Source organism: Achromobacter xylosoxidans, assembly GCF_001457475.1.
Classification (GTDB): Bacteria; Pseudomonadota; Gammaproteobacteria; order Burkholderiales; family Burkholderiaceae_B; genus Achromobacter; species Achromobacter xylosoxidans.
Map to the genome: position 1 here is coordinate 5973741 of NZ_LN831029.1, position 20214 is coordinate 5993954.

The window sequence follows — 20214 nt, forward strand, 5'->3', positions numbered from 1 at the left end:
GCATGAACCGCCGTCCCCTTGCGCGATGGCGCGCCGCCCGGCTGGCGCCGGCCGCCCTGGCCGTACTGCTGGCGCCAGGCTGCGTGTCGATGGCGCCGCAATACGTCCGGCCCACGGCGCCAGTGGCGGCGGTCTATCCCGGCCAGGCCGCCGCGCCCGACGCCTCGCTGCCAAGCGCGGCGCGGGTCGACTGGCGCGGCTACTTCACCGATCCCGTGCTGCAAGGCCTGATCGGCAACGCCCTGGCGCACAACCGCGACCTGCGCACGGCGCTGTTGCGGGTCGAGGAAGCGCGGGCCCTCTACGGCATCCAGCGCGCCGACCAGTTCCCCACGATCGGCGCGCAGGCGGACGGCAGCCGCGGCCGCACGCCCGGCGACCTGAACCTCACCGGCCAGCCGCAGGTGGCCAGCCAGTACCAGGTCGGCGTGGGCATGGCGGCCTGGGAACTGGACTTCTGGGGCCGCGTGCGCAGCCTCAAGGACGCCGCGCTGGAAAACTACCTGGCCTCGGACGCCGCCGCCGAAGCCGCCACGCTGAGCCTGATCGCGCAAGTGGCCGACAGCTACCTGACGCTGCGCGAACTGGATGAGCGGCTGGCGCTGACGCGCGCAACCATCGCCTCGCGCGAGGAGTCGCTGCGCATCTTCCGCCGGCGCTACGAGGTGGGCTCGATCTCGAAGCTGGACCTGACCCAGGTCGAGACGCTCTGGCAACAGGCGCGCGCGCTTGGCGCCGACCTGGAACAGGCCCGCGCCACGCAGGCCCATGCGCTGGAACTGCTGACCGGCCAGCCACTGGCGCAGCCGCTGCCGCGCGCCGGCCTGGACGACGACAGCGTCATGCGCGACCTGCCGGCCGGGCTGCCGTCGGACCTGCTGACCAATCGGCCCGACATCGTCGCCGCCGAACACCAGCTGCGTGCCGCCAACGCCAACATCGGCGCGGCGCGCGCCGCCTTCTTTCCGCGCATCACGCTGACGGGCGCGTTCGGCAGCGCCAGCGCCGAACTGGACGGCCTGTTCGGCGGCGGCAGCCGCGCCTGGAATTTCGCGCCCAGCATCAACCTGCCGATCTTCGACGCGGGACGCCGCGGCGCCAACCTCGACCTGGCCGAAGTGCGGCGCGACCAGGCCGTGGCCAGCTATGAGCGCGCCATCCAGGGCGCCTTCAAGGATGTCGCCGACTCCCTGTCGGCGCGCCGCTGGCTGGCCGAACAAGTGCAGGTATTGCGCGCCACCGTGGACGCGCAAAGCGAACGCGCGCGGCTGGCCAAGCTGCGCTACGACCACGGCGCCTCGCCCTATCTGGAGGTACTGGACGCGCAACGCGACCTCTTGGCCGCCCAGCAGACGCTGGTGCAGACCCGCCGCGCGCTGCTGTCGGCCCGTGTCGGCCTGTACGCCGCGCTGGGCGGGGGCTCGCAGGCGCGCGCCGCGCCGCCCGCCCCACCCGGAGCCCAGCCCGCCCCCGCCGCTCCCGCGCCGCTCAACACAGGATCCGCATCATGAAGCTGCCCACCCGAAAACTGATTCCCCTGCTCGCGATCGTGGCCGTGGCGGCCGCCGGCTACTACGGCTGGCGCATGCTGTCCGACACCGGCCCGGGCGCGGGCTTCGTCAGCGGCAACGGCCGCATCGAAGCCACCGAGGTCGACGTCGCCACCAAGCTGGCCGGGCGGGTGCAGGACGTGCTGGTGGCCGAAGGCGATTTCGTCAGCGCCGGCCAGCCGCTGGCCCGCATGCAGATCGACACGCTGCAGGCGCAGCGCGAGGAAGCCCGCGCCCAGCACCAGCAGGCCGTCAACAATGCCGCCAGCGCCAGCGCGCAGGTGGCGCAACGCGAAAGCGACAAGCTGGCCGCCGAGGCTGTGGTGGTGCAGCGCGAAAGCGAGCTGGACGCGGCGCGCCGCCGCCTGGCGCGTTCCGAGACGCTGTCGCGCGAAGGCGCCTCGTCGATCCAGGAGCTGGACGACGACCGCGCCCGGGTGCGCAGCGCGCAGGCCGCCGTCAACGCCGGGCGCGCCCAGGTCAAGGCGGCACAGGCCGCCATCGACGCCGCCAAGGCCGCCCAGGTTGGCGCCCAGTCCGCGGTCAACGCCGCGCTGGCCACCATCGCCCGCATCGAGGCCGACATCGCCGACAGCGAACTGCGCGCCCCGCGCGACGGCCGCGTGCAGTACCGCGTGGCGCAGGCCGGCGAAGTGCTGGGCGCGGGCGGCAAGGTGCTGAACATGGTCGACCTGGCCGATGTCTACATGACCTTCTTCCTGCCGGAGCAGGCGGCCGGCCGCGTCGCCCTGGGCCAGGACGTGCGCATCGTGCTGGACGCGGCGCCGCAGTACGTGATTCCGGCCAAGGTGTCGTTCGTGGCCAGCACCGCGCAATTCACGCCCAAGACCGTCGAGACCGCCACCGAGCGCCAGAAGCTGATGTTCCGCGTCAAGGCGCAGATCGCGCCCGAGCTGCTGCGCCAGCATCTGCGCCAGGTCAAGACCGGCCTGCCGGGCGTGGCCTGGCTGAAGCTGGACGCCGACGCGCAATGGCCCGCCAACCTTGAAGTCAAGGTGCCGTGATGACCGCGACCACGACGGCCTCCCCCGCCCCGGTGGTCAAGCTGTCGGGGGTGTCGCTGCGCTACGGCAGGACGCTGGCGCTGGATGGCATCACGCTCGACATTGCCGCCGGCCGCATGATCGGCCTGATCGGGCCGGACGGCGTGGGCAAGTCCAGCCTGCTGGCGCTGATCGCCGGATCGCGCGCGGTGCAGGAGGGCGCGATCGAGGTGCTGGGCGGCGACATGGCCAGCAAGCGCCACCGTGACGACGTCTGCCCGCGCATCGCCTACATGCCGCAGGGCCTGGGCAAGAATCTCTACCCCACCCTGTCGGTGGAAGAGAACCTGCAATTCTTCGGCCGCCTGTTCGGCCATGGCGAGGCCGAGCGCCGCCGCCGCATCGACAGCCTGACCCGCAGCACCGGCATGGCATCGTTCCTGTCGCGCCCGGCGGGCAAGCTGTCCGGCGGCATGAAGCAGAAGCTGGGCCTGTGCTGCGCGCTGATCCACGATCCCGACCTGCTGATCCTGGACGAGCCCACCACCGGCGTCGACCCGCTGGCGCGGGCGCAGTTCTGGGACCTGATCAACCAGATCCGGCGCGAGCGCCCGGGCATGAGCGTGATCGTCGCCACCGCCTACATGGACGAGGCCCAGCGTTTCGATTGGCTCATCGCCATGGACGAAGGCCGCGTGCTGGCTACCGGCACCCCTGACGAACTGCGCCAGCGCACCGGCACCGGCTCGCTGGAAGCCGCCTTCATCGCGCTGCTGCCCGAGGAAAAGCGGCGCGGCCACCAACCCGTCGAGATCACGCCGCTGGCGCTGGACGAAGACGCCACCATCGCCATCGAGGCGCGCGACCTGACCATGCGCTTCGGCGACTTCGTCGCGGTGGACCATGTCAATTTCCGCATCCGCAAGGGCGAGATCTTCGGCTTTCTCGGATCCAACGGCTGCGGCAAGTCGACCACCATGAAGATGCTGACGGGCCTGCTGCCGGCCAGCGAAGGCAAGGCCTGGCTGTTCGGCGCCGAAGTCGACCCGCGCAACATCGACACGCGCCGCCGCGTCGGCTACATGTCGCAGGCGTTTTCGCTCTATGGCGAACTGACCGTGCGGCAGAACCTGGTGCTGCACGCGCGGCTGTTCCATGTGCCCGAGGCCGACATCCCCGGCCGCGTCGCCGAGATGGCGGCGCGCTTCGGCCTGGGCGATGCGCTGGAGGAACTGCCCGAGAACCTGCCGATGGGCGTGCGCCAGCGCCTGTCGCTGGCGGTGGCCATGGTGCACAAGCCCGAACTGCTGATCCTGGATGAGCCGACCTCGGGCGTGGACCCGGTGGCGCGCGACAACTTCTGGCGCCTGCTGATCGCGCTGGCGCGGCAGGACCAGGTCACCATCTTCATCTCGACGCACTTCATGAACGAGGCGCAGCGCTGCGACCGCATGTCGCTGATGCACGCGGGCAAGGTGCTGGTGAGCGCCTCGCCCGACGAGATCACCCGGATGCGCGGCGCCAAGACGCTGGAGGAAGCCTTCATCGCCTACCTGGTCGATGCGGGCGCGGGCACGGCACCCGACGCGGCGCGGGATGTTGAGCAGGCGCCTGTCGCGCAGGCGCCGGCAGCCGCGCACGAGCCGCGCGGCTTCAGCATGCAGCGCATGTTCAGCTACATGTGGCGCGAGGCGCTGGAGCTGCGCCGCGACCCAGTGCGCGCCACCCTGGCGCTGGCCGGTTCGCTGCTGCTGATGTTCGTGATGGGCTTTGGCATCAGCCTGGACGTGGAAGACCTGCGCTACGCGGTCATGGACCGCGACCAGACCACGCTGAGCCAGAACTACAGCCTGAACCTGGCGGGCTCGCGCTACTTCATCGAGCAGCCGCCGATCAGCAGCTACCAGGACATGGACGCGCGCATGCGCAGCGGCGAGCTGTCGCTGGCGATCGAGATTCCGCAGGGGTTCGCGCGCGACGCCGAGCGCGGCCGCAACGCGCAGGTCGGCGTCTGGATCGACGGCGCCATGCCGCAGCGCGCCGAGACCATCCGCGGCTACGTGCTCGGCATGCACCAGGGCTGGCTGCAGCAGCAGGCGCGCGAACGGCTGGGCGCCGCCGCCACGCAGGCGGTCGGCATCGAGACACGCTTTCGCTACAACCCCGACGTGCGCAGCCTGCCGGCCATGGTGCCGGCCGTGATCCCGCTGTTGCTGCTGATGATGCCGGCCATGCTGACCGCGCTGGCGGTGGTGCGCGAGAAGGAGCTGGGCTCGATCATCAATCTGTACGTCACGCCGGTGACGCGGCTGGAATTCCTGCTGGGCAAGCAGGCGCCCTATGTGGCGCTGGCGATGCTGAACTTCCTGTTGATGACGCTGCTGGCGGTGACGCTGTTCGGCGTGCCGATCACCGGCAGCTTCACCACGCTGCTGGCGGCCGCGCTGATCTACAACGTGGTGGCCACCGCCATCGGCCTGCTGGCCTCGACCTTCACCCGCAGCCAGATCGCGGCGCTGTTCTTCACCATGATCGGCACGCTGGTGCCGGCGGTGCAGTTCGCCGGCCTGCTCAATCCGGTGTCCTCGCTGGAAGGCGCCGGCAAGCTGATCGGCCAGGTCTACCCCGCCACCCACATGCTCACGATCAGCCGCGGCGTGTTCAGCAAGGCGCTGGATTTCTCCAACCTGCAGGGTTCGTTCTGGCCGCTGCTGATCGCCATTCCGGTGATCCTGGGCGCCTCGGCGCTGCTTCTGAAAAAGCAGGAGACCTGAACCATGCCGCGACATGCCGCCAATATCTTCCGCCTGGGCGTCAAGGAACTGTGGAGCCTGGCGCGCGACCCGATGATGCTGGTGCTGATCTTCGTGTCGTTCACGCTGATGATCTACACGGCCGCGACCGCCGTGCCCGAGTCGCTGCACAACGCGGCCATCGCGGTGGTGGACGAGGACGTCTCGCCGCTGTCCGCGCGCATTACCTCGGCGTTCTACCCGCCGCACTTCACCCGGCCGGCGATGGTCACGTCGGCCGAGGCCGACGCCGGCATGGACGCCGGACGCTACACCTTCGTGGTCAACGTGCCGCCGAACTTCCAGCGCGACGTGCTGGCCGGCAGGCCGGCCGAGATCCAGCTGAACGTGGACGCCACCCGCATGAGCCAGGCGTTCACCGGCAGCAGCTACATCCAGCAGATCATCACCGACGAGATCAACGAATTCGTCAAACGCTACCGCAAGCCGACCGAGCTGCCGGTGGACCTGGCGGTGCGCATGCGCTTCAACCCCAACCTGACGCAGGCCTGGTTCGGCAGCCTGATGGAGATCATCAACAACGTCACGATGCTATCCATCATCCTGACGGGCGCGGCGCTGATCCGCGAGCGCGAGCACGGCACCATCGAGCACCTGCTGGTCATGCCTGTAACACCGACCGAGATCATGCTGGCGAAAGTCTGGTCCATGGGGCTGGTGGTCCTGGTGTCGGCTGGGCTATCGTTGACATTCGTCGTGCGTGGCCTGCTGCACGTGCCGGTCGAGGGATCGGTGGCGTTGTTCCTGGCCGGGGTGGCGCTGCACCTGTTCGCGACCACCTCCATGGGCATCTTCATGGCCACCCTGGCGCGCAGCATGCCGCAGTTCGGCATGCTGCTGGTCCTGGTGCTGCTGCCGCTGCAGATGCTGTCCGGCGGCACCACGCCGCGCGAAAGCATGCCGGACTTCGTGCAGAACATCATGCTGGCCGCCCCCACCACCCATTTCGTGGAACTCGGCCAGGCGATTCTCTTTCGCGGCGCCGGCCTGGGCGTCGTATGGCAACCGTTCCTGGCGCTGGCGCTGATCGGCAGCGTCCTGTTCGCCTTCTCGTTGACCCGTTTCCGCAAGACCCTCAGCCAGATGGCGTGAGGCCTGTGCATTCGTTGCCCCTTACCACTCTCTTAAAAGGACGCATCATGAAGAAGACCACCGGGAAGACCACCGCTTCCACGCCCCAGGACCTCGCGGGCGCCAACGCCGCCTACTGCCAGCGCCTGGCTGCACTGGCGCGTGAAAGCCAGCAGCGCTGGCTGCAGCTGGGCCAGCGCCTGGCCAGCGACGGCACCGGCCAGTACCTGTCGACGCTGGCGCCGCTCAAGCTCGACGGCAACTGGCAGAACATCGCCCCCGCGCTGGGCGAGGTCACGCGCAAGCAATGGCAGTGCCAACTCGAAGCCAGCCAGGCCATCACGCATGCCGCGCTGGAAGACCAGGCGGCGCTGGCCGCCGGCGTCAGCGAAGCCGTGAGCGGCTGGCTGCGCAACGCCTCGGCGGCGGCCAGCGGCGGCCTGGCCGATTCGCCGCTGACGCGCATGTGGTCGTCGTATTGCGATCAGATGACCTCGGCCTGCTCGGCCATGCGCGAAGCGAGCCAGTTCGGAGCGCGCCATGGCGACTAAACGCACCGCGCTCGTCACCGGCGGCACCGGCTGCCTGGGGCGCGCCATTGCCCGGGCGCTGCTCGATGCCGGCCATGATGTCATCGTCACCTGCCATGCCAGCGAAGCGGCCACGCGCCAGTGGCTCGACCAGGAGGCGGCCGCCGGCCGCCGCTACGACATGGTCAAGGTCGACGTGGCCGACTACGACGCCTGCCAGGCGCTGGCGCGGCGCCTGGCCGACGACGGCCGCCAGATCGACATCCTGGTCAACAATGCCGGCATCACGCGCGACGCCAGCCTGCGCAAGATGAGCTACGAGAACTGGAACGACGTGCTGCGCAGCAACCTCGATTCGATGTTCAACATGACGCAGCCCCTGTGCGGGCCGATGGCCGACCGCGGCTGGGGACGCATCGTCAACATCTCGTCGGTGAATGGCTCCAAGGGTGCCTTCGGGCAGACCAACTACGCCGCGTCCAAGGCCGGCATCCACGGCTTCACCAAATCGCTGGCGCTGGAACTGGCCAGGAAGGGCGTCACGGTCAACACGGTGTCGCCGGGCTACCTGGCCACGCGCATGGTCGAGGCCGTGCCGGAAGACGTGCTCAAGGAGAAGATCCTGCCGCAGATTCCGCTGGGCCGGCTGGGCCAGCCCGACGAAATCGCCGCGCTGGTGGCGTTCATCTGCAGCGATGCGGCGGCGTTCATGACGGGAAGCAATGTCGCCATGAACGGCGGACAGCACATGTATTGACGCGGTTCGCGCGCTGCGGCGCCGCCGGCGGTTCAGGCCGCCGGCGGCGCCAGTTCCTCGACCAGGAAGTCCACCAGCGCCCGCACTTTCGCCACCATGTGGCGCCGCGACGGATACACCACGTACACGTCCGTCTCCACCGGCGTCCAATCCGTCAGCACCTGGCGCAAGGCGCCGATCTCCAGGTCGGCCTGCACGTAGACCCGCGGCACCAGGCTCACGCCCAGGCCGGCGCGCAACGCGTCGCGCACCGCCAGGCTGGAATTGACCTTGTAGCGCCCGCGCACCTGCACGCGTTCGACCTGGCCGGCGCGCTGGAAGGTCCATTCGTCGGCATGCCCCGACAGGGTGAAACGCACGCATTCCAGGCGCCGCAGGTCGGCGGGCGCCTGTGGCTCGCCATGTTGGCGCAGGTAGGCCGGCGCGCCGCACAGCACATGCTCCAGCGTCATCAGCTTGCGCGCCACCAGGCTGGATTCCTCCAGCCTGTCGCTGCCGCGGATGGCCACGTCGAAGCCTTCCCGGATCAGGTCGATGCGGCGATCCTCCAGGTGCAGGTCCAGCGACAGGCGCGGATGGCGCGCCAGGAAACGCGGCATGGCGGTCGCCAGCAGCGTCAGGCTCAGGGACATGGGCGCGCTGACCCGCAGCGTGCCAGTGGGTTCCTGCTGCAGCGGCCCCATCGACATGTCGGCATCGTGCAGGTCATCGAGGATGCGCGCGACCTGCTCGTAGTACTGCCTCCCCGCCTCGGTCAGGCTCATGCGGCGGGTGGTGCGGTTCAGCAGGCGCACCGCCACATGCGCCTCCAGTTCGGCGATGTTCTTGCTGACGGCGGCGGGCGACAGCCCGAGCTGGCGCGAGGCCGCGGCGAAGCCGCCTTGCTCGACCACCTGGCGAAAGACCCTGAGCGCGGTGAGGTGGTCCATGGACGGGCCCGTTTATTGTTTACTAGTAGTGAATGATGTCGCCATCAGAATGGATATTATCGTATCAGCGCTAATCAATTAGCCTGTCGGTTTCGAAGTCGTCGGCCGGCCATCGTGGCGACCGCCGGCCGCCAGGAACCCATAATGAGCCGCAGCACCGACCTGCTTCTGACCGCCACCGCCCCCGCCATCTGGGGCAGCACCTACGTCGTCACCACCCTGATGCTGCCGCAGGGCTATCCCCTGACTGTGGCGATGCTGCGCGCCCTGCCGGCCGGCCTCCTGCTGCTGCTGGCGGTGCGCCAGATCCCGCGCGGCATCTGGTGGCTGCGCAGCGCGATCCTGGGCGCGCTGAACTTCTCCATCTTCTGGGCGCTGCTGTTCGTGGCCGCCTATCGCCTGCCGGGCGGCGTGGCGGCGACGCTGGGCGCGATCCAGCCGCTCATCGTGATCCTGCTGGCGCGTGCCCTGCTGGGTACGCCCGTGCGCGGCCTGGCGGTGCTGGCGGCGCTGGCCGGCATCGGCGGCGTGGCGCTGCTGGTGCTGGGCCCCAAGGCGGCGCTGGATCCGGTGGGCGTGGCCGCAGGCCTGGCCAGCGCCGCGTCGATGGCGCTGGGCACGGTGCTGAGCCGCCGCTGGCAGCCGCCGGTGTCGGCGCTGGCCTTCACCTCCTGGCAATTGACCGCCGGCGGCGCGCTGCTCCTGCCCGTCGCCTTGCTGGCCGAGCCGGCGCTGCCGCCAGTGACCACGCTGAACGTGCTGGGCATCGCCTACCTGGGCCTGGTCGGCGCGGCGCTGACCTACGTCATCTGGTTCCGCGGGCTGGCGCGGCTGGAGCCCGCGGTGGTGTCGTCGCTCGGCTTCCTGAGCCCGGTGTCGGCCGTTCTGCTGGGCTGGGCCTTGCTCGACCAGCGCCTGAGCGCGGCGCAAATGGCGGGGATGGCGATCGTGGTGGGCAGCGTGTGGCTGAGCCAGCGGGTGCAGCGGCGCGTGTCAACCAAACCCGCCTAGGAGCCAACCCGCCGGCGACCTTGCCGTTTTGCTCCCGCAGGAGGGCGATACCAGGCAGCACAGCGTTCCCGCTGCGCTGCTTTTTTTGTAACGTAGGGATCTGGCCCTTTTCTCGGAAATGGCCCTTTTCCGCTATGCGGCACCGCACTCCATCTGCCTGGTGTCGGCAAACTGATCCGCTTTTTCTTGACGTTTCTGAATCTGTACTGCGCAGCGCCACCGGCCTATCTTGGCGCTACAGGCATCGGCCTGTCCGCGCGCGCCGCCCGGTGGCGGCAGGATCGCGCGGGCCTTGAAGTCAGGAATCACCCGCCATGGATAGCGACGCGCTACTGCTTGCCCGAATACAGTTCGGATTCACCATTTCCTTTCACATCATCTTTCCGGCCATCACCATCGGCCTGGCCAGCTACCTGGCCGTGCTCGAAGGCTGCTGGCTGCGCACCCGCAACACCGTCTACCGCGACCTCTACCACTTCTGGACCAAGATCTTCGCCGTCAATTTCGGCATGGGCGTGGTGTCCGGCCTGGTGATGGCGTACCAGTTCGGCACCAACTGGAGCTTCTTCTCCGATTTCGCCGGCAGTGTCACCGGGCCCCTGCTGGCCTACGAAGTGCTGACCGCATTCTTTCTTGAAGCGGGCTTTCTCGGCGTGATGCTGTTCGGCTGGTCGCGCGTGGGCCCGGGGCTGCACTTCTTCGCGACCATCATGGTGGCGCTGGGCACGCTGGTATCGGCCACCTGGATCCTGGCGTCCAACAGCTGGATGCAGACTCCCGCGGGCTACGAGATCCTGGACGGCCGGGTGGTGCCGACCGACTGGCTGGCGGTGATCTTCAACCCCTCGTTCCCCTACCGCCTGGCGCACATGGGCATCGCCGCGTTCCTGGCCACCGCGCTGATGGTGGGCGCGTCCGGCGCCTGGCACCTGCTGCGCGGCGACCGCAGCCCGACGGTGAAAAAGATGTTCGCGATGGCGATGGCCATGCTGGCGATCTCGGCGCCGCTGCAGGCGGTGGTGGGCGATTTCCACGGCCTGAACACGCTCAAGCACCAGCCCGCCAAGATCGCCGCGATCGAAGGCCATTGGGAAAACGAGCCGGGCGCGGGCGTGCCGCTGACGCTGTTCGGCATCCCCGACATGGAACGCGAAGAGACCCGCTACGCGCTCAACGTGCCGCGCCTGGGCAGCCTGATCCTGACGCACAGCTGGGACGGCCAGTTCCCCGGACTGAAGTCGTATCCGCCCGAGGATCGGCCCAACGCCACCGTCGTGTTCTGGTCGTTCCGCGTGATGGCGGGGCTGGGCATGCTGATGATCCTGCTGGCCGGTTGGGCGCTGTGGGCGCGCTGGCGCGGCCGCCTGTACCAGTCGCGCGCGCTGCAACGCTTCGCGCTGTGGATGGGGCCCTCCGGCCTGGTGGCGATCCTGGCCGGCTGGTACGTGACCGAGATCGGCCGCCAGCCATGGATCGTCTACGGCGTGATGCGCACGGCCGACGCCGCCACCCGCCACGGCCTGGGCGAATTGACGCTGACGCTGGCGCTGTTCGTGGTGGTGTACCTGTTCGTGTTCGGCGCGGGCGTGTCGTACATGCTGCGCCTGATCCGCATGGGTCCGACCCCGGCGCCCGGCCATGCGCCGCTGTCCGGCGGCCCGGGCGAACCGCGCCAGCCGTCGCGGCCGCTGTCGGCCGCCTCCACCTCGGCGGACGCCCCGTCCGCGCAACCTGGATTCAAAGGAGCCTGACACCATGGGCATCGACCTTGCACTGATATGGGCCGTCATCATCCTGTTCGGCGTGATGATGTACGTGGTAATGGACGGCTTCGACCTGGGCATCGGCATCCTCTTTCCGCTGGTCGGCGACGCCGAGGAACGCGACGCCATGGTCAACACCGTGGCGCCCGTGTGGGACGGCAACGAGACCTGGCTGGTGCTGGGCGGCGCGGGGCTGCTGGCCGCGTTTCCGCTGGCCTACTCGGTGATCCTGAGCGCGCTGCACCTGCCGCTGGTGTTCATGCTGCTGGGGCTGATCTTCCGCGGCGTGGCCTTCGAGTTCCGCTTCAAGGCCGACCCGCGCCACCGCCCGCTGTGGGACCGCGCCTTCGTGCTGGGCTCGCTCTGCGCCACCTTCTTCCAGGGCGTGACGCTGGGCGCCTACATCGAGGGCATCCCGGTGGTCGAGCGCGCCTACCAGGGCGGACCGTGGGACTGGATCAGCCCGTTCTCGCTGTTCACCGGCGCGGGCCTGGTGGTGGCGTATGCGCTGCTGGGCTGCACCTGGCTCATCATGAAGACCGAGGGCCGCCTGCATCGCCACATGTGCGCGCTGGCGCGGCCGCTGACGCTGGCGCTGTTGGCCGTGATCGCCGCGATCAGCGCGTGGACGCCGCTGGCGCAGCCGCATATCGCGCAGCGCTGGTTCAGCCTGCCCAACATGTTCTGGTTCCTGCCGGTGCCGCTGCTGGTGGCGGCCGCCGGTATCGACCTGATGCGGCGCGTGCGCGGCAAGCCGGACGCCGGGCCGTTCGTGCTGGCGCTGTGCCTGGTGTTCCTGGGCTACAGCGGCCTGGGCATCAGCATCTGGCCCGCCGTGATTCCGCCGGACGTGTCGATCTGGACCGCGGCCGCGCCGCCGCAGAGCCTGGGCTTCGCGCTGGTCGGCGCGCTCGCCATCATTCCGATTATCCTGATGTACACCGCCTGGTCCTACTACGTGTTCCGCGGCAAGGTGCGCACCGGCGAGGCGTTTCACTGATGGCCGCGCCGAGCTCCCTGCCCTCCTGGCGCAGCCGGCTGCTGTGGCTGCTGTTGATCTGGGCCGGCGGCGTGGCGTCGCTGGGCCTGGCCGCCGGCGCGTTGCGGCTGGTGATGCGCGCCCTCGGCATGTCGACCTGAAACGCCGTCTTCTCCGGATCCCCTCATGAAACGCTACGAACGGCTGACCGAAGAGATCACCGCCTCGATCCTGTCAGGGCTGCTGCAGGCGGGCGACCGCCTGCCCTCGGTGCGCCAGACCAGCGCCAGCCGCGGCGTCAGTCCGTCGACGGTGTTCAAGGCCTACTACCTGCTGGAAGCGCGTGGGCTGATCCGCGCGCGCGACCGTTCCGGCTACTACGTGCTGCGCGCCTCGCAGGCCAGCCTGCCCGAGCCCGAAGATCTGTCCAGCGCCGCCGCCGGCCGCCATCCGGTGGACGTCAGCGACAACGTGCTGCAGGTGCTCAACGCCACCCTGCGGCGCGACATGCTGCCGTTCGGCTCGGCGTTTCCCAGCCCGTCGCTGCTGCCGTACGGCAGGCTGGCGAAATTCATGGCCGCCACCGTGCAGCAGCTGGACCCGTGGGGTTCCATCGACGACCTCAGCCCGGGCGACGCAGCCTTGCGCCGCGCCATCGCCCTGCGCTACCTGGCCGACGGGCTGACGGTGCCGGTGGACGACATCATCATCACCAACGGCGCGCTCGACGCGCTCAACCTGTGCCTGAGCGCGGTCACCCGGCCCGGCGACGCCGTGATCGTGGAATCGCCCACCTTCTACGCCGCCTTGCAGTCGCTCGAACGCAACCAGCTGCACGCGATCGAAGTGGCGACGCATCCGCGCGAGGGTATCGACCTGCAGGCGCTGGAGCGGGCCATCCAGCAACACCAGCCGCGCGCCTGCTGGCTGATGACGACCTTCCAGAACCCGCTGGGCAGCCTGATGCCCGAGGCCAAGAAAGAAGCCTTGGTCGAGCTGCTGACGCGCCATGGCGTCGCGCTGATCGAGGACGACGTGTACGGCGAACTGTACTTCGGCGCCAATCGGCCGCGGCCCGCCAAGGCCTTCGATCACGAGGGCGTGGTGATGCACTGCTCGTCCTTCTCGAAGACGCTGGCGCCGGGCTACCGGGTCGGCTGGGTCGCGGCCGGACGCTACACCCGCGCCATCATGCGCAACAAGCTCACCACCAGCCTGGCCACCGCCGCGCCGACGCAGGCGGCGATTGCCGCCTACCTGTCGCAGGGCGGCTACGACCGCCACCTGCGCCAGTTCCGCCAGACGCTGGCCTTGCAGCAGGGCGAGATGCTGCAGGCGGTGGCGCGCTACTTTCCCAAGGGCACGCGCGCCACGCGGCCGCTCGGCGGCTACTTCACCTGGGTCGAACTGCCCGCGCGCATCGACACCCTGCGACTGCATCGCGCGGCGCTCGACCACGGCATCAGCATCGCGCCCGGGCCGCTGTTCTCGTCCTCCGGCGCGTTCGGCAACTACCTGCGGCTGAACTGCGGACATCCCTGGAGCGACGCGATGGAACAGGGCATGGCGACGCTGGGCAAGCTGATGGCGACATGAAATCCGCAATATTGATACAGTTGGAAACCCCGCCTCGCCGGACATCGCCTTAGAGTGCCAAGCCTTCAAATTCCAGAACGGTGCCGCGTCGCGGCCGGTTTCCATGACGGCTTCATTTCCCCGTATTCTGCCGCGCTACGCGCTGGGTTGCTACCTGGGCGCGGCGGCGCTGCTGTATCTGTTCTCCGCGCAATTGCTGGCGGCCATTGACATCTGGCTGCTGCCGCGCCGCCTGCTGGTCGAGATGCTGCGCTATCGCGCCATGTGGCTGGTCTTCTTCCTGACCTTGCCGACCGTGGGCTACCTGCTGTGGCGGGGTTCGGACCTGGTCGCGTGGTGGCGCGCGCCCGCCGCGCTGACGCTGGACGAGCGGGCGCTGCGCCTGGGTCCCCTGGCGGTACCCTATGCCGACATCGCCTCGATGCGTCATCGCCACAATCGCGACCATCTGCTGCTCACGCTGACCGACGGCCGACGCCTGCGGCTGCGCCTGGCCATCTGGGACGATGCCGATGCGCTGCTGGACCTGCTGGAGGCGCGCGTGGGCGGCAATCTCGAAGCCGATGCCAGGCGCCGCATCGACGCCGGCGCCACCGTCGCCTTCGGCGCCGTGGGCATGAACGCCGCCGGCCTGGTGCACAAGGGACAGCAGATCCCGTGGGCAAGCATCGACACCATCCGCACCCAATCCGACAGCGAAGGCATGGAAACCGACGAGACGCTGATCGTCGTCGCGCGCGGCAAGACCCACAGGATCGACCGCTCCGGCATCGACAACGAGCCGGTGCTGTTGGCCTGCCTGCGGCACTACCTGCCTGCCTGACTCCGAAATCCCGCCCGCGTGGCGGCCCCCTCATCCTTTGCACGCAACCCGAACATGGAAATCTACAGCTCCGCCTCGCACCAAGCCCAGACCCTGGCCGATCGCCCCGTGTACTACTCCCGCAACCGCCTCATCGCCGGCGCCGTCATCTGGACGGTGGCCGCGGTGGCGTTCGGCGTGCTGGCCGCGCGTGCCCGCGCAAACATCGGCGGGATGGCGTTCTTCGCCGCCATCGCCGCCATCGGTGTCTGGCTGGTGATCCGCTGCCTGATGCGCGCCTTCGGCCCCGCCAAGCCCGTCATCACCTTCACCCGCGACGGCCTGCGGCTGACGGACGGCACGGTGATTCCCTGGCAGGCGGTCAACGAGAACACCTACGTCAACCAGACCTACGTCGGCATTCCGATCGGCCGCCAGATCCAGCTGAAGACCTCGCTGCCGGACCGCAAGCGCGTGCTGATCCCGGCCATGGCGCTGGAGATCAGCGGCGACGAGTACCTGGCCCTGTGCGACGCCTACCAGGCGGGTTGAACGGCCATCGCCGATGCGCGGCGCGCATCGGCAACGCACTCAGTTCGCGGTGGCGCCGGAGTCCTTCACGGCCTGCGCCCAGGCCGCGATCTCCTTGTCGATGAACGCGCCGAAGGCGGCCGTGTGCAGGGTCGATGCCTGGGCCCCTTCCTCCATCAGGCGCTGCTTGACCGCCGGCGCCGCCAAGGCCCCGCCCAAGGCTTCATTCAACCGCGCCACCACCGCGTCCGGCGTCCCGGCCGGCGCCACCACCCCATGCCACGACAGGGCCTGAAAGCCCGCCAGGCCCGACTCCGCCATCGTGGGAATGTCGGGCAAGGCGGGTGAACGCTGCGGCGAGGTCACCGCCAGCGCGCGCAAGGTGCCGGCCTTGACGTGCGGCAGCACGCCCGGAATGGTGGTGAACATGAAGTCGATCTGGCCGCCGATCAGGTCGGTGATGGCAGGGCTGCCTCCCTTGTACGGCACGTGCGTGAACTGCAAGGCCGCCGCGCGCTTGAACATCTCGCCGGCAAGGTGGCCGGGCGTGCCCGCCCCCGCGGAACCCATGTTGATGCGATCGCCCTGCGTCTTGATGTAGGCGATCAGCTCCGGCACGCTGGCGGCCTTCACGTTGGAGCCGACCACCAGCACATTGGGCACGGTCGCCAGCAGCGTGACAGGCTTGAAATCCCTGACCGCGTCATACGAAATGCGCGAGTACAGCGACGGGTTGATGCCATGGGTGCTGGCGGTCGCCAGCAGCAGCATGTAGCCGTCGGGCGCGGCCGAAGCCACCTGCTTGGCGGCGATGGTGCCGTTGGCGCCGCCCTTGTTGTCGATCACGATGGTCTGGCCGAGCGACCTGGCGGCTTCGGCCGCCACCGTGCGCGCCAGGATGTCGGAGGTGCCGCCGGCCGAATGCGGCACGACCAGCGTGATGGGCTTGGCGGGAAAGGGCTGCGCCTGCGCGGCCGGCAGGGCCGGCAGCAGACAGGCGGCGGCGAATGCCGCGCGGGCAAGGCGATGAGGGAACATGCAAGTCTCCTGAAGGATATTGGAATCGCGGCGCCTTCGAGGACGCCGTCATGCGCGCATACCGCCACGGGACCGCGGCGGCGGCGCGGCTCAGTCGGCGCCCAACTTCAGCTTGTCGGGCTGGCGCTTCTCGATCGCCCACTTCAGCAACGCGGCCGAGCGATAGATACCGTGTGCGAACTTGCCATAGGGCAAGGTCAGGAACAGCGCCATCACCACGCCCAGGTGCACCGCCAGCAGCAGGGCCATGGCGCCGGTATCGCGGCCGGCCAGCAGCGCCAGGCCGGTGGCGCTGGTCAGCAACAGCAAGGCGATGAAGCCGCGGTCCATCGGCTTTTGCGCCGCGTCGCCCTGCAGCGGATGGCGCCGCAAGTTCAACCACAGCAGGCCCGCCGGCCCGATCAGCAGGCCGATGCCGCCCGCCGTGCCCAGCAGCACCGGCGCGCTCCAGAACGGATATGGCGCTTGTTCGCCCAGCAGGTAGTGGTAGAGCGTGGCCACGCAGGTGGCGGCAAAACACAGCATGAAGCCGTAGAACGTGAAGTGGTGAAAGCGCCTGCGCCACAGCGTAAAGGCGTCATCGGCGTTGTTGCAGCCCTTGCCATGGCCGCCATCCAGGTAGCGCAGGCGCAGCGCGTCGTGCGCGGCCTCGGCCACGGCCGCGCCGCTGGCCGTGCCCGGGCTGACGTCGCGCCAGAAGCGCGCCGCGCCGATGGCCAGCGCCACCATGGCGAAACCGAACGCCGCGCCGAACATCAGCGCCAGCGTGTTGTGGGGGAACACCGCGTAGAAATTGCCGGCCATCGGCGCGTGCAACAACCCGCCCGTCAGCATCACCGTCAATGCCAGGAACAATGCCAGCCCCGCCGCCGTGGCCAGCGACAGCGCCAGCCCGTTGCGCCGGTACAGTTTTCCCAGCGCCGCTGGAAACGCGTACTCGGTATAGGTCTGCAATCGCACCTTGGCCATGGCCTGCGGCACGTTCACCGCGAACTCGTGCGGCGGCGCGTACTGGCAGGCGTGCAGGCAGGCGCCGCAGTTGTGGCACAGGTTGGCCAGGTAGTTCAGGTCGGCCTTGCCAAACTCCAGGCGCCGGGTCATGGCCGGAAAGACGGCGCAGAAGCCTTCGCAGTAGCGACAGGCGTTGCAGATCTGCATGACGCGCGCCACTTCGGTTTCTTGCGGACTGAGCGCGGCCGCGCCGCGGCCATGCCAGCGCACCGGCCGTTCCTCCATGGCCGGCGCCGTCCGCGCAAACGATTGAGCCTCGCGGGCCAGGGTTTCAAGCTGCCGCATGCTGTGCTCCGTTGCGGTGGGTGCCGGGGGTACGATGCATGCGCTGGGCGGCTGCCGCGGCGCGGGCGCCGGCGATGCGGCCGAAGGCGGTGCCGATGGACATGCCCACCCCCGCTGTGTAGCCCTTGCCCAGCACGTTGCCGGCCATCATCTCGCCGGCCACGAACAGGTTGTCGCTGGGCGCGCCGTTGAAACGAACGGCGGCGGTCTCGTCCACCTTCAGCCCCAGATAGGTGAAGGTGATGCCCGGCCGCAGCGCGTAACCGTAGAACGGCGCGGTGTCGATGGGCCGGGCCCAGTGGGTCTTGGCGGGAGCCAGGCCCTCGGTGCGGCAGTCGTCCAGCGTCGTGTGGTCGAAGGTGCCGGTTCTACAGGCCTGGTTGTATTCGCGGATGGTGTGCTCGAACGCCACCGGGTCCAGTCCCAGGCGCCGCCCCAGTTCCGCCACGGAATCTGCGGTAACGCCGGGGAAGACCGGCGGCATGAAACGGCCCACGGCCTTGGCGTCGATGATGGAGTAGGCAATCTGCCCGGGCTGCATGGCCGTCAGGCGACCCCAGATGGCGTAGCGCTTGGGCCAGAAGTCCTCGCCCTCGTCGTAGAAGCGTTGCGCGTCGCGGTTGACCACCACGCCCAGCGAGACGCAGTCGATGCGGGTGCAGATGCCGCCGTCGTACAGCGGCGCGCGCGCGTCGATGGCCACGCAGTGCGACTGCGACGGATCGCCGATGCGGTCGGCGCCGGCGTCCAGCATGAACTTGAGCAGCACGCCCTGGTTGTAGCGGGTGCCGCGGATGAGGAAGTTGTCGGCCGGCCACTCGCCGCGTTCGTTGCGGCCCCAGGCCTCGCGCAGCCATTCGCGGTTGGACTCGAAACCGCCGGCCGCCAGCACACAGGCGCGCGCCTCGATGCGCTCGGCGCCGATGCGGGCGGCCTTGAAGCGGCCGTTCTCCAGTTCCAGCGCGTCCACCGGCGCGTCGTAGCGGATGCCCACGCCCAGGGCCTCGGCGCTGCGGTAATAGGCATTGACCAACGCCTTGCCGCCGCCCATGAAGAAGGCGTTGGTGCGGGCCACGTGCAGCGCGCCCGACAGCGGCGGCTGGAAATTGACGCCATGGCGCCGCATCCAGTCGCGACAGGTGGCGGACTCGCGGATCACCAGCCGCGCCAGTTTCTCATCGGTCTGGCCGCCGGTGACCTTGAGCAGGTCCTGCCAGTATTCCTCTTCCGGATAGGCGTCCACCAGCACGTCCTGCGGCGCGTCGTGCATGCAGCGCAGGTTGCGCGTGTGCTGCGAATTGCCGCCGCGCCATGCGCGCGGCGCGGCCTCCAGCAGCAACACGCTGGCGCCCGCCTCGCGCGCCATCAAGGCCGCGCACAGCGCCGCATTGCCTCCGCCTATCACCAATACATCGACCATGTCATCGTTCCCGGATCAAGGAACGGACTGTAGGCCGGCGCCGCCCGCCGCGATATCAGCGCGCCGTCAACGGGTCTTCATGATTCGTGAAGAGCGGTATGCCGCCTGCGCGCGGCATCGCTCATGGGCGGCAAGCGACACCCGTTCACGACTCATGCAGCGCGGTAACGGCCCATTTGCCGTCTCGCGCCAACCTGCGCGAGACGTCGGCCAGCACCAGGCGCGCAGCCAGCGCCGCCGGCGACAGTTCGTCGTCCGACAGGCTGGCCAGCAGATTGGGCCGGAACAGGTCGGCCTCGTCGATCCGCGCCATCGCCAACTGGCCCGGCGCGATGCGCGCGGTGGCCGAGCTGGGCTGGATGGTGGCGGCGTAACCCAGCTGCACCACGTCCATCAGCAGCGCCAGGCCATCGACCTCGGCCACCACCCGCGGCACGTGGCCCGCCTGCTGAAACGCCAGGTTGACCGAGGCGCGCAGCCCGTGGCGGCCGCCGGGCAGCACCAGCGGCAGGCCGGCGATCTCGTCCAGGCGTGTGGTGGGGCCGGCGGGCAGTCCCGGCATGTCACGCCGGGCGCATAGATAGAGGGGTTCGTCCAGCAGCGGCATAACGCTCCAGCGGCGCGCCGCCTCGGCATGGAACACGATGGCCAGGTCGAGCTGGCGGCCGTTGAGCATGTCGGCCAGATGGCCGGACAATGCCTCCACCAGATGCAGACGGATATCGGGATAGCGCTGGTTCATGGCCTGCACGAACGGCGCGCCCAGGATGGCCGCGGTGGTGGATGGCAGGCCGACGCTGACGTGACCGGCCAGGCGCGCCTGCTGCGCGGCCTGGATCGCGTCGTCGGCATGGCGCAGCGCCAACTGGGCCTGGCGGAAGAACGCCAGCCCGGCGTCGGTGGGCACCACGCCGCTGGCGCTGCGTTGCAGCAGCCGCGTGGCCAGTTCGCCTTCGAGCCGGCTGATCTGCTGGCTGAGCGCGGACGTCACCATGCCCAGCGACATGGCCGCGCGGCCGATGCTGCCGGCTTCGACGACGCGAACGAAATAACGAAGCTGGCGCAGTTCCATGGCGGGTCGGGGACGATCACGAGGGAAGACTCGCCGATTGTAGGGCGTGGAG

18 protein-coding genes are annotated in these 20214 nt (G+C 69.3%); 13 read left to right on the top strand and 5 right to left on the bottom strand.

The window, feature by feature from the left end; translation table 11 throughout:
- Positions 1-2: 2 nt before the first annotated feature.
- From AT699_RS26915 to phbB, 6 genes are read left to right on the top strand one after another with little or no spacing between them, the layout of a single operon-like run.
- Positions 3-1511, top strand: coding sequence for an efflux transporter outer membrane subunit (locus AT699_RS26915; RefSeq protein ID WP_024070452.1), 1509 nt, complete (start codon positions 3-5; stop codon positions 1509-1511).
- A complete protein-coding gene (locus AT699_RS26920) occupies positions 1508-2575 on the top strand; it encodes an HlyD family secretion protein (RefSeq protein ID WP_020926257.1) in 1068 nt (355 codons plus the stop codon). Before AT699_RS26915 ends, AT699_RS26920 begins: the two co-directional genes overlap by 4 nt.
- A complete protein-coding gene (gene rbbA, locus AT699_RS26925) occupies positions 2575-5328 on the top strand; it encodes a ribosome-associated ATPase/putative transporter RbbA (protein ID WP_058207497.1) in 2754 nt (917 codons plus the stop codon). Before AT699_RS26920 ends, rbbA begins: the two co-directional genes overlap by 1 nt.
- Before the next feature lie 3 nt (positions 5329-5331).
- Positions 5332-6459, top strand: coding sequence for an ABC transporter permease (locus tag AT699_RS26930; protein ID WP_024070454.1), 1128 nt, complete (start codon positions 5332-5334; stop codon positions 6457-6459).
- A gap of 47 nt (positions 6460-6506) precedes the next feature.
- Positions 6507-6989, top strand: coding sequence for a hypothetical protein (locus AT699_RS26935; protein ID WP_024070455.1), 483 nt, complete (start codon positions 6507-6509; stop codon positions 6987-6989).
- Entirely contained in the window at positions 6979-7725 is a 747-nt protein-coding gene (gene phbB / locus AT699_RS26940; protein WP_006385829.1) for an acetoacetyl-CoA reductase, read from the top strand. Before AT699_RS26935 ends, phbB begins: the two co-directional genes overlap by 11 nt.
- Positions 7726-7757: 32 nt before the next feature.
- Here the strand turns inward: phbB and AT699_RS26945 are convergent, their stop codons facing one another.
- Positions 7758-8654 (bottom strand): LysR family transcriptional regulator, encoded by an 897-nt coding sequence (locus AT699_RS26945; protein WP_006385828.1) that lies wholly within the window; start codon positions 8652-8654, stop codon positions 7758-7760.
- A gap of 144 nt (positions 8655-8798) precedes the next feature.
- On the opposite strand from AT699_RS26945, the gene AT699_RS26950 reads away from it, so the two are divergent.
- The 7 genes from AT699_RS26950 (at position 8799) to AT699_RS26975 (ending at position 15357) form a co-directional block, all read left to right on the top strand.
- On the top strand, positions 8799-9665 hold the full coding sequence (locus AT699_RS26950; RefSeq protein ID WP_024070456.1) for an EamA family transporter: 867 nt from the start codon (positions 8799-8801) through the stop codon (positions 9663-9665).
- Positions 9666-9979: 314 nt separating this feature from the next.
- Positions 9980-11416 carry a cytochrome ubiquinol oxidase subunit I gene (locus AT699_RS26955; protein WP_024070457.1) on the top strand — a complete coding sequence of 479 codons (1437 nt, stop codon included), beginning with the start codon at positions 9980-9982 and terminating at the stop codon, positions 11414-11416.
- A gap of 4 nt (positions 11417-11420) precedes the next feature.
- On the top strand, positions 11421-12428 hold the full coding sequence (cydB, locus tag AT699_RS26960; protein WP_006385823.1) for a cytochrome d ubiquinol oxidase subunit II: 1008 nt from the start codon (positions 11421-11423) through the stop codon (positions 12426-12428).
- The gene (locus tag AT699_RS31260; protein WP_020926249.1) at positions 12428-12568 is read left to right on the top strand and encodes a DUF2474 family protein; all 141 of its coding nucleotides are present in this window, start codon (positions 12428-12430) and stop codon (positions 12566-12568) included. The genes cydB and AT699_RS31260 overlap by 1 nt, the downstream gene beginning before the upstream one ends.
- Before the next feature lie 25 nt (positions 12569-12593).
- On the top strand, positions 12594-14003 hold the full coding sequence (locus tag AT699_RS26965; RefSeq protein WP_020926248.1) for an aminotransferase-like domain-containing protein: 1410 nt from the start codon (positions 12594-12596) through the stop codon (positions 14001-14003).
- 103 nt (positions 14004-14106) lie between these two features.
- On the top strand, positions 14107-14826 hold the full coding sequence (locus AT699_RS26970; protein WP_024070458.1) for a hypothetical protein: 720 nt from the start codon (positions 14107-14109) through the stop codon (positions 14824-14826).
- A gap of 54 nt (positions 14827-14880) precedes the next feature.
- Positions 14881-15357, top strand: a complete 477-nt coding sequence (locus AT699_RS26975; RefSeq protein WP_024070459.1) for a hypothetical protein — start codon at positions 14881-14883, stop codon at positions 15355-15357.
- A gap of 39 nt (positions 15358-15396) precedes the next feature.
- Here AT699_RS26975 and AT699_RS26980 read toward each other — a convergent pair whose 3' ends face one another.
- The 4 genes from AT699_RS26980 to AT699_RS26995 form a co-directional block, all read right to left on the bottom strand.
- On the bottom strand, positions 15397-16374 hold the full coding sequence (locus tag AT699_RS26980; protein ID WP_024070460.1) for a Bug family tripartite tricarboxylate transporter substrate binding protein: 978 nt from the start codon (positions 16372-16374) through the stop codon (positions 15397-15399).
- Between the two features lie 90 nt (positions 16375-16464).
- A complete protein-coding gene (gene tcuB, locus AT699_RS26985; RefSeq protein WP_024070461.1) occupies positions 16465-17670 on the bottom strand; it encodes a tricarballylate utilization 4Fe-4S protein TcuB in 1206 nt (401 codons plus the stop codon).
- A complete protein-coding gene (gene tcuA / locus AT699_RS26990; RefSeq protein ID WP_020926245.1) occupies positions 17657-19090 on the bottom strand; it encodes an FAD-dependent tricarballylate dehydrogenase TcuA in 1434 nt (477 codons plus the stop codon). The genes tcuB and tcuA overlap by 14 nt, the downstream gene beginning before the upstream one ends.
- Positions 19091-19235: 145 nt before the next feature.
- Positions 19236-20162: a LysR family transcriptional regulator gene (locus AT699_RS26995; RefSeq protein ID WP_024070462.1), complete on the bottom strand. Its 927-nt coding sequence runs from the start codon at positions 20160-20162 to the stop codon at positions 19236-19238.
- Between the last annotated feature and the right edge of the window lie 52 nt (positions 20163-20214).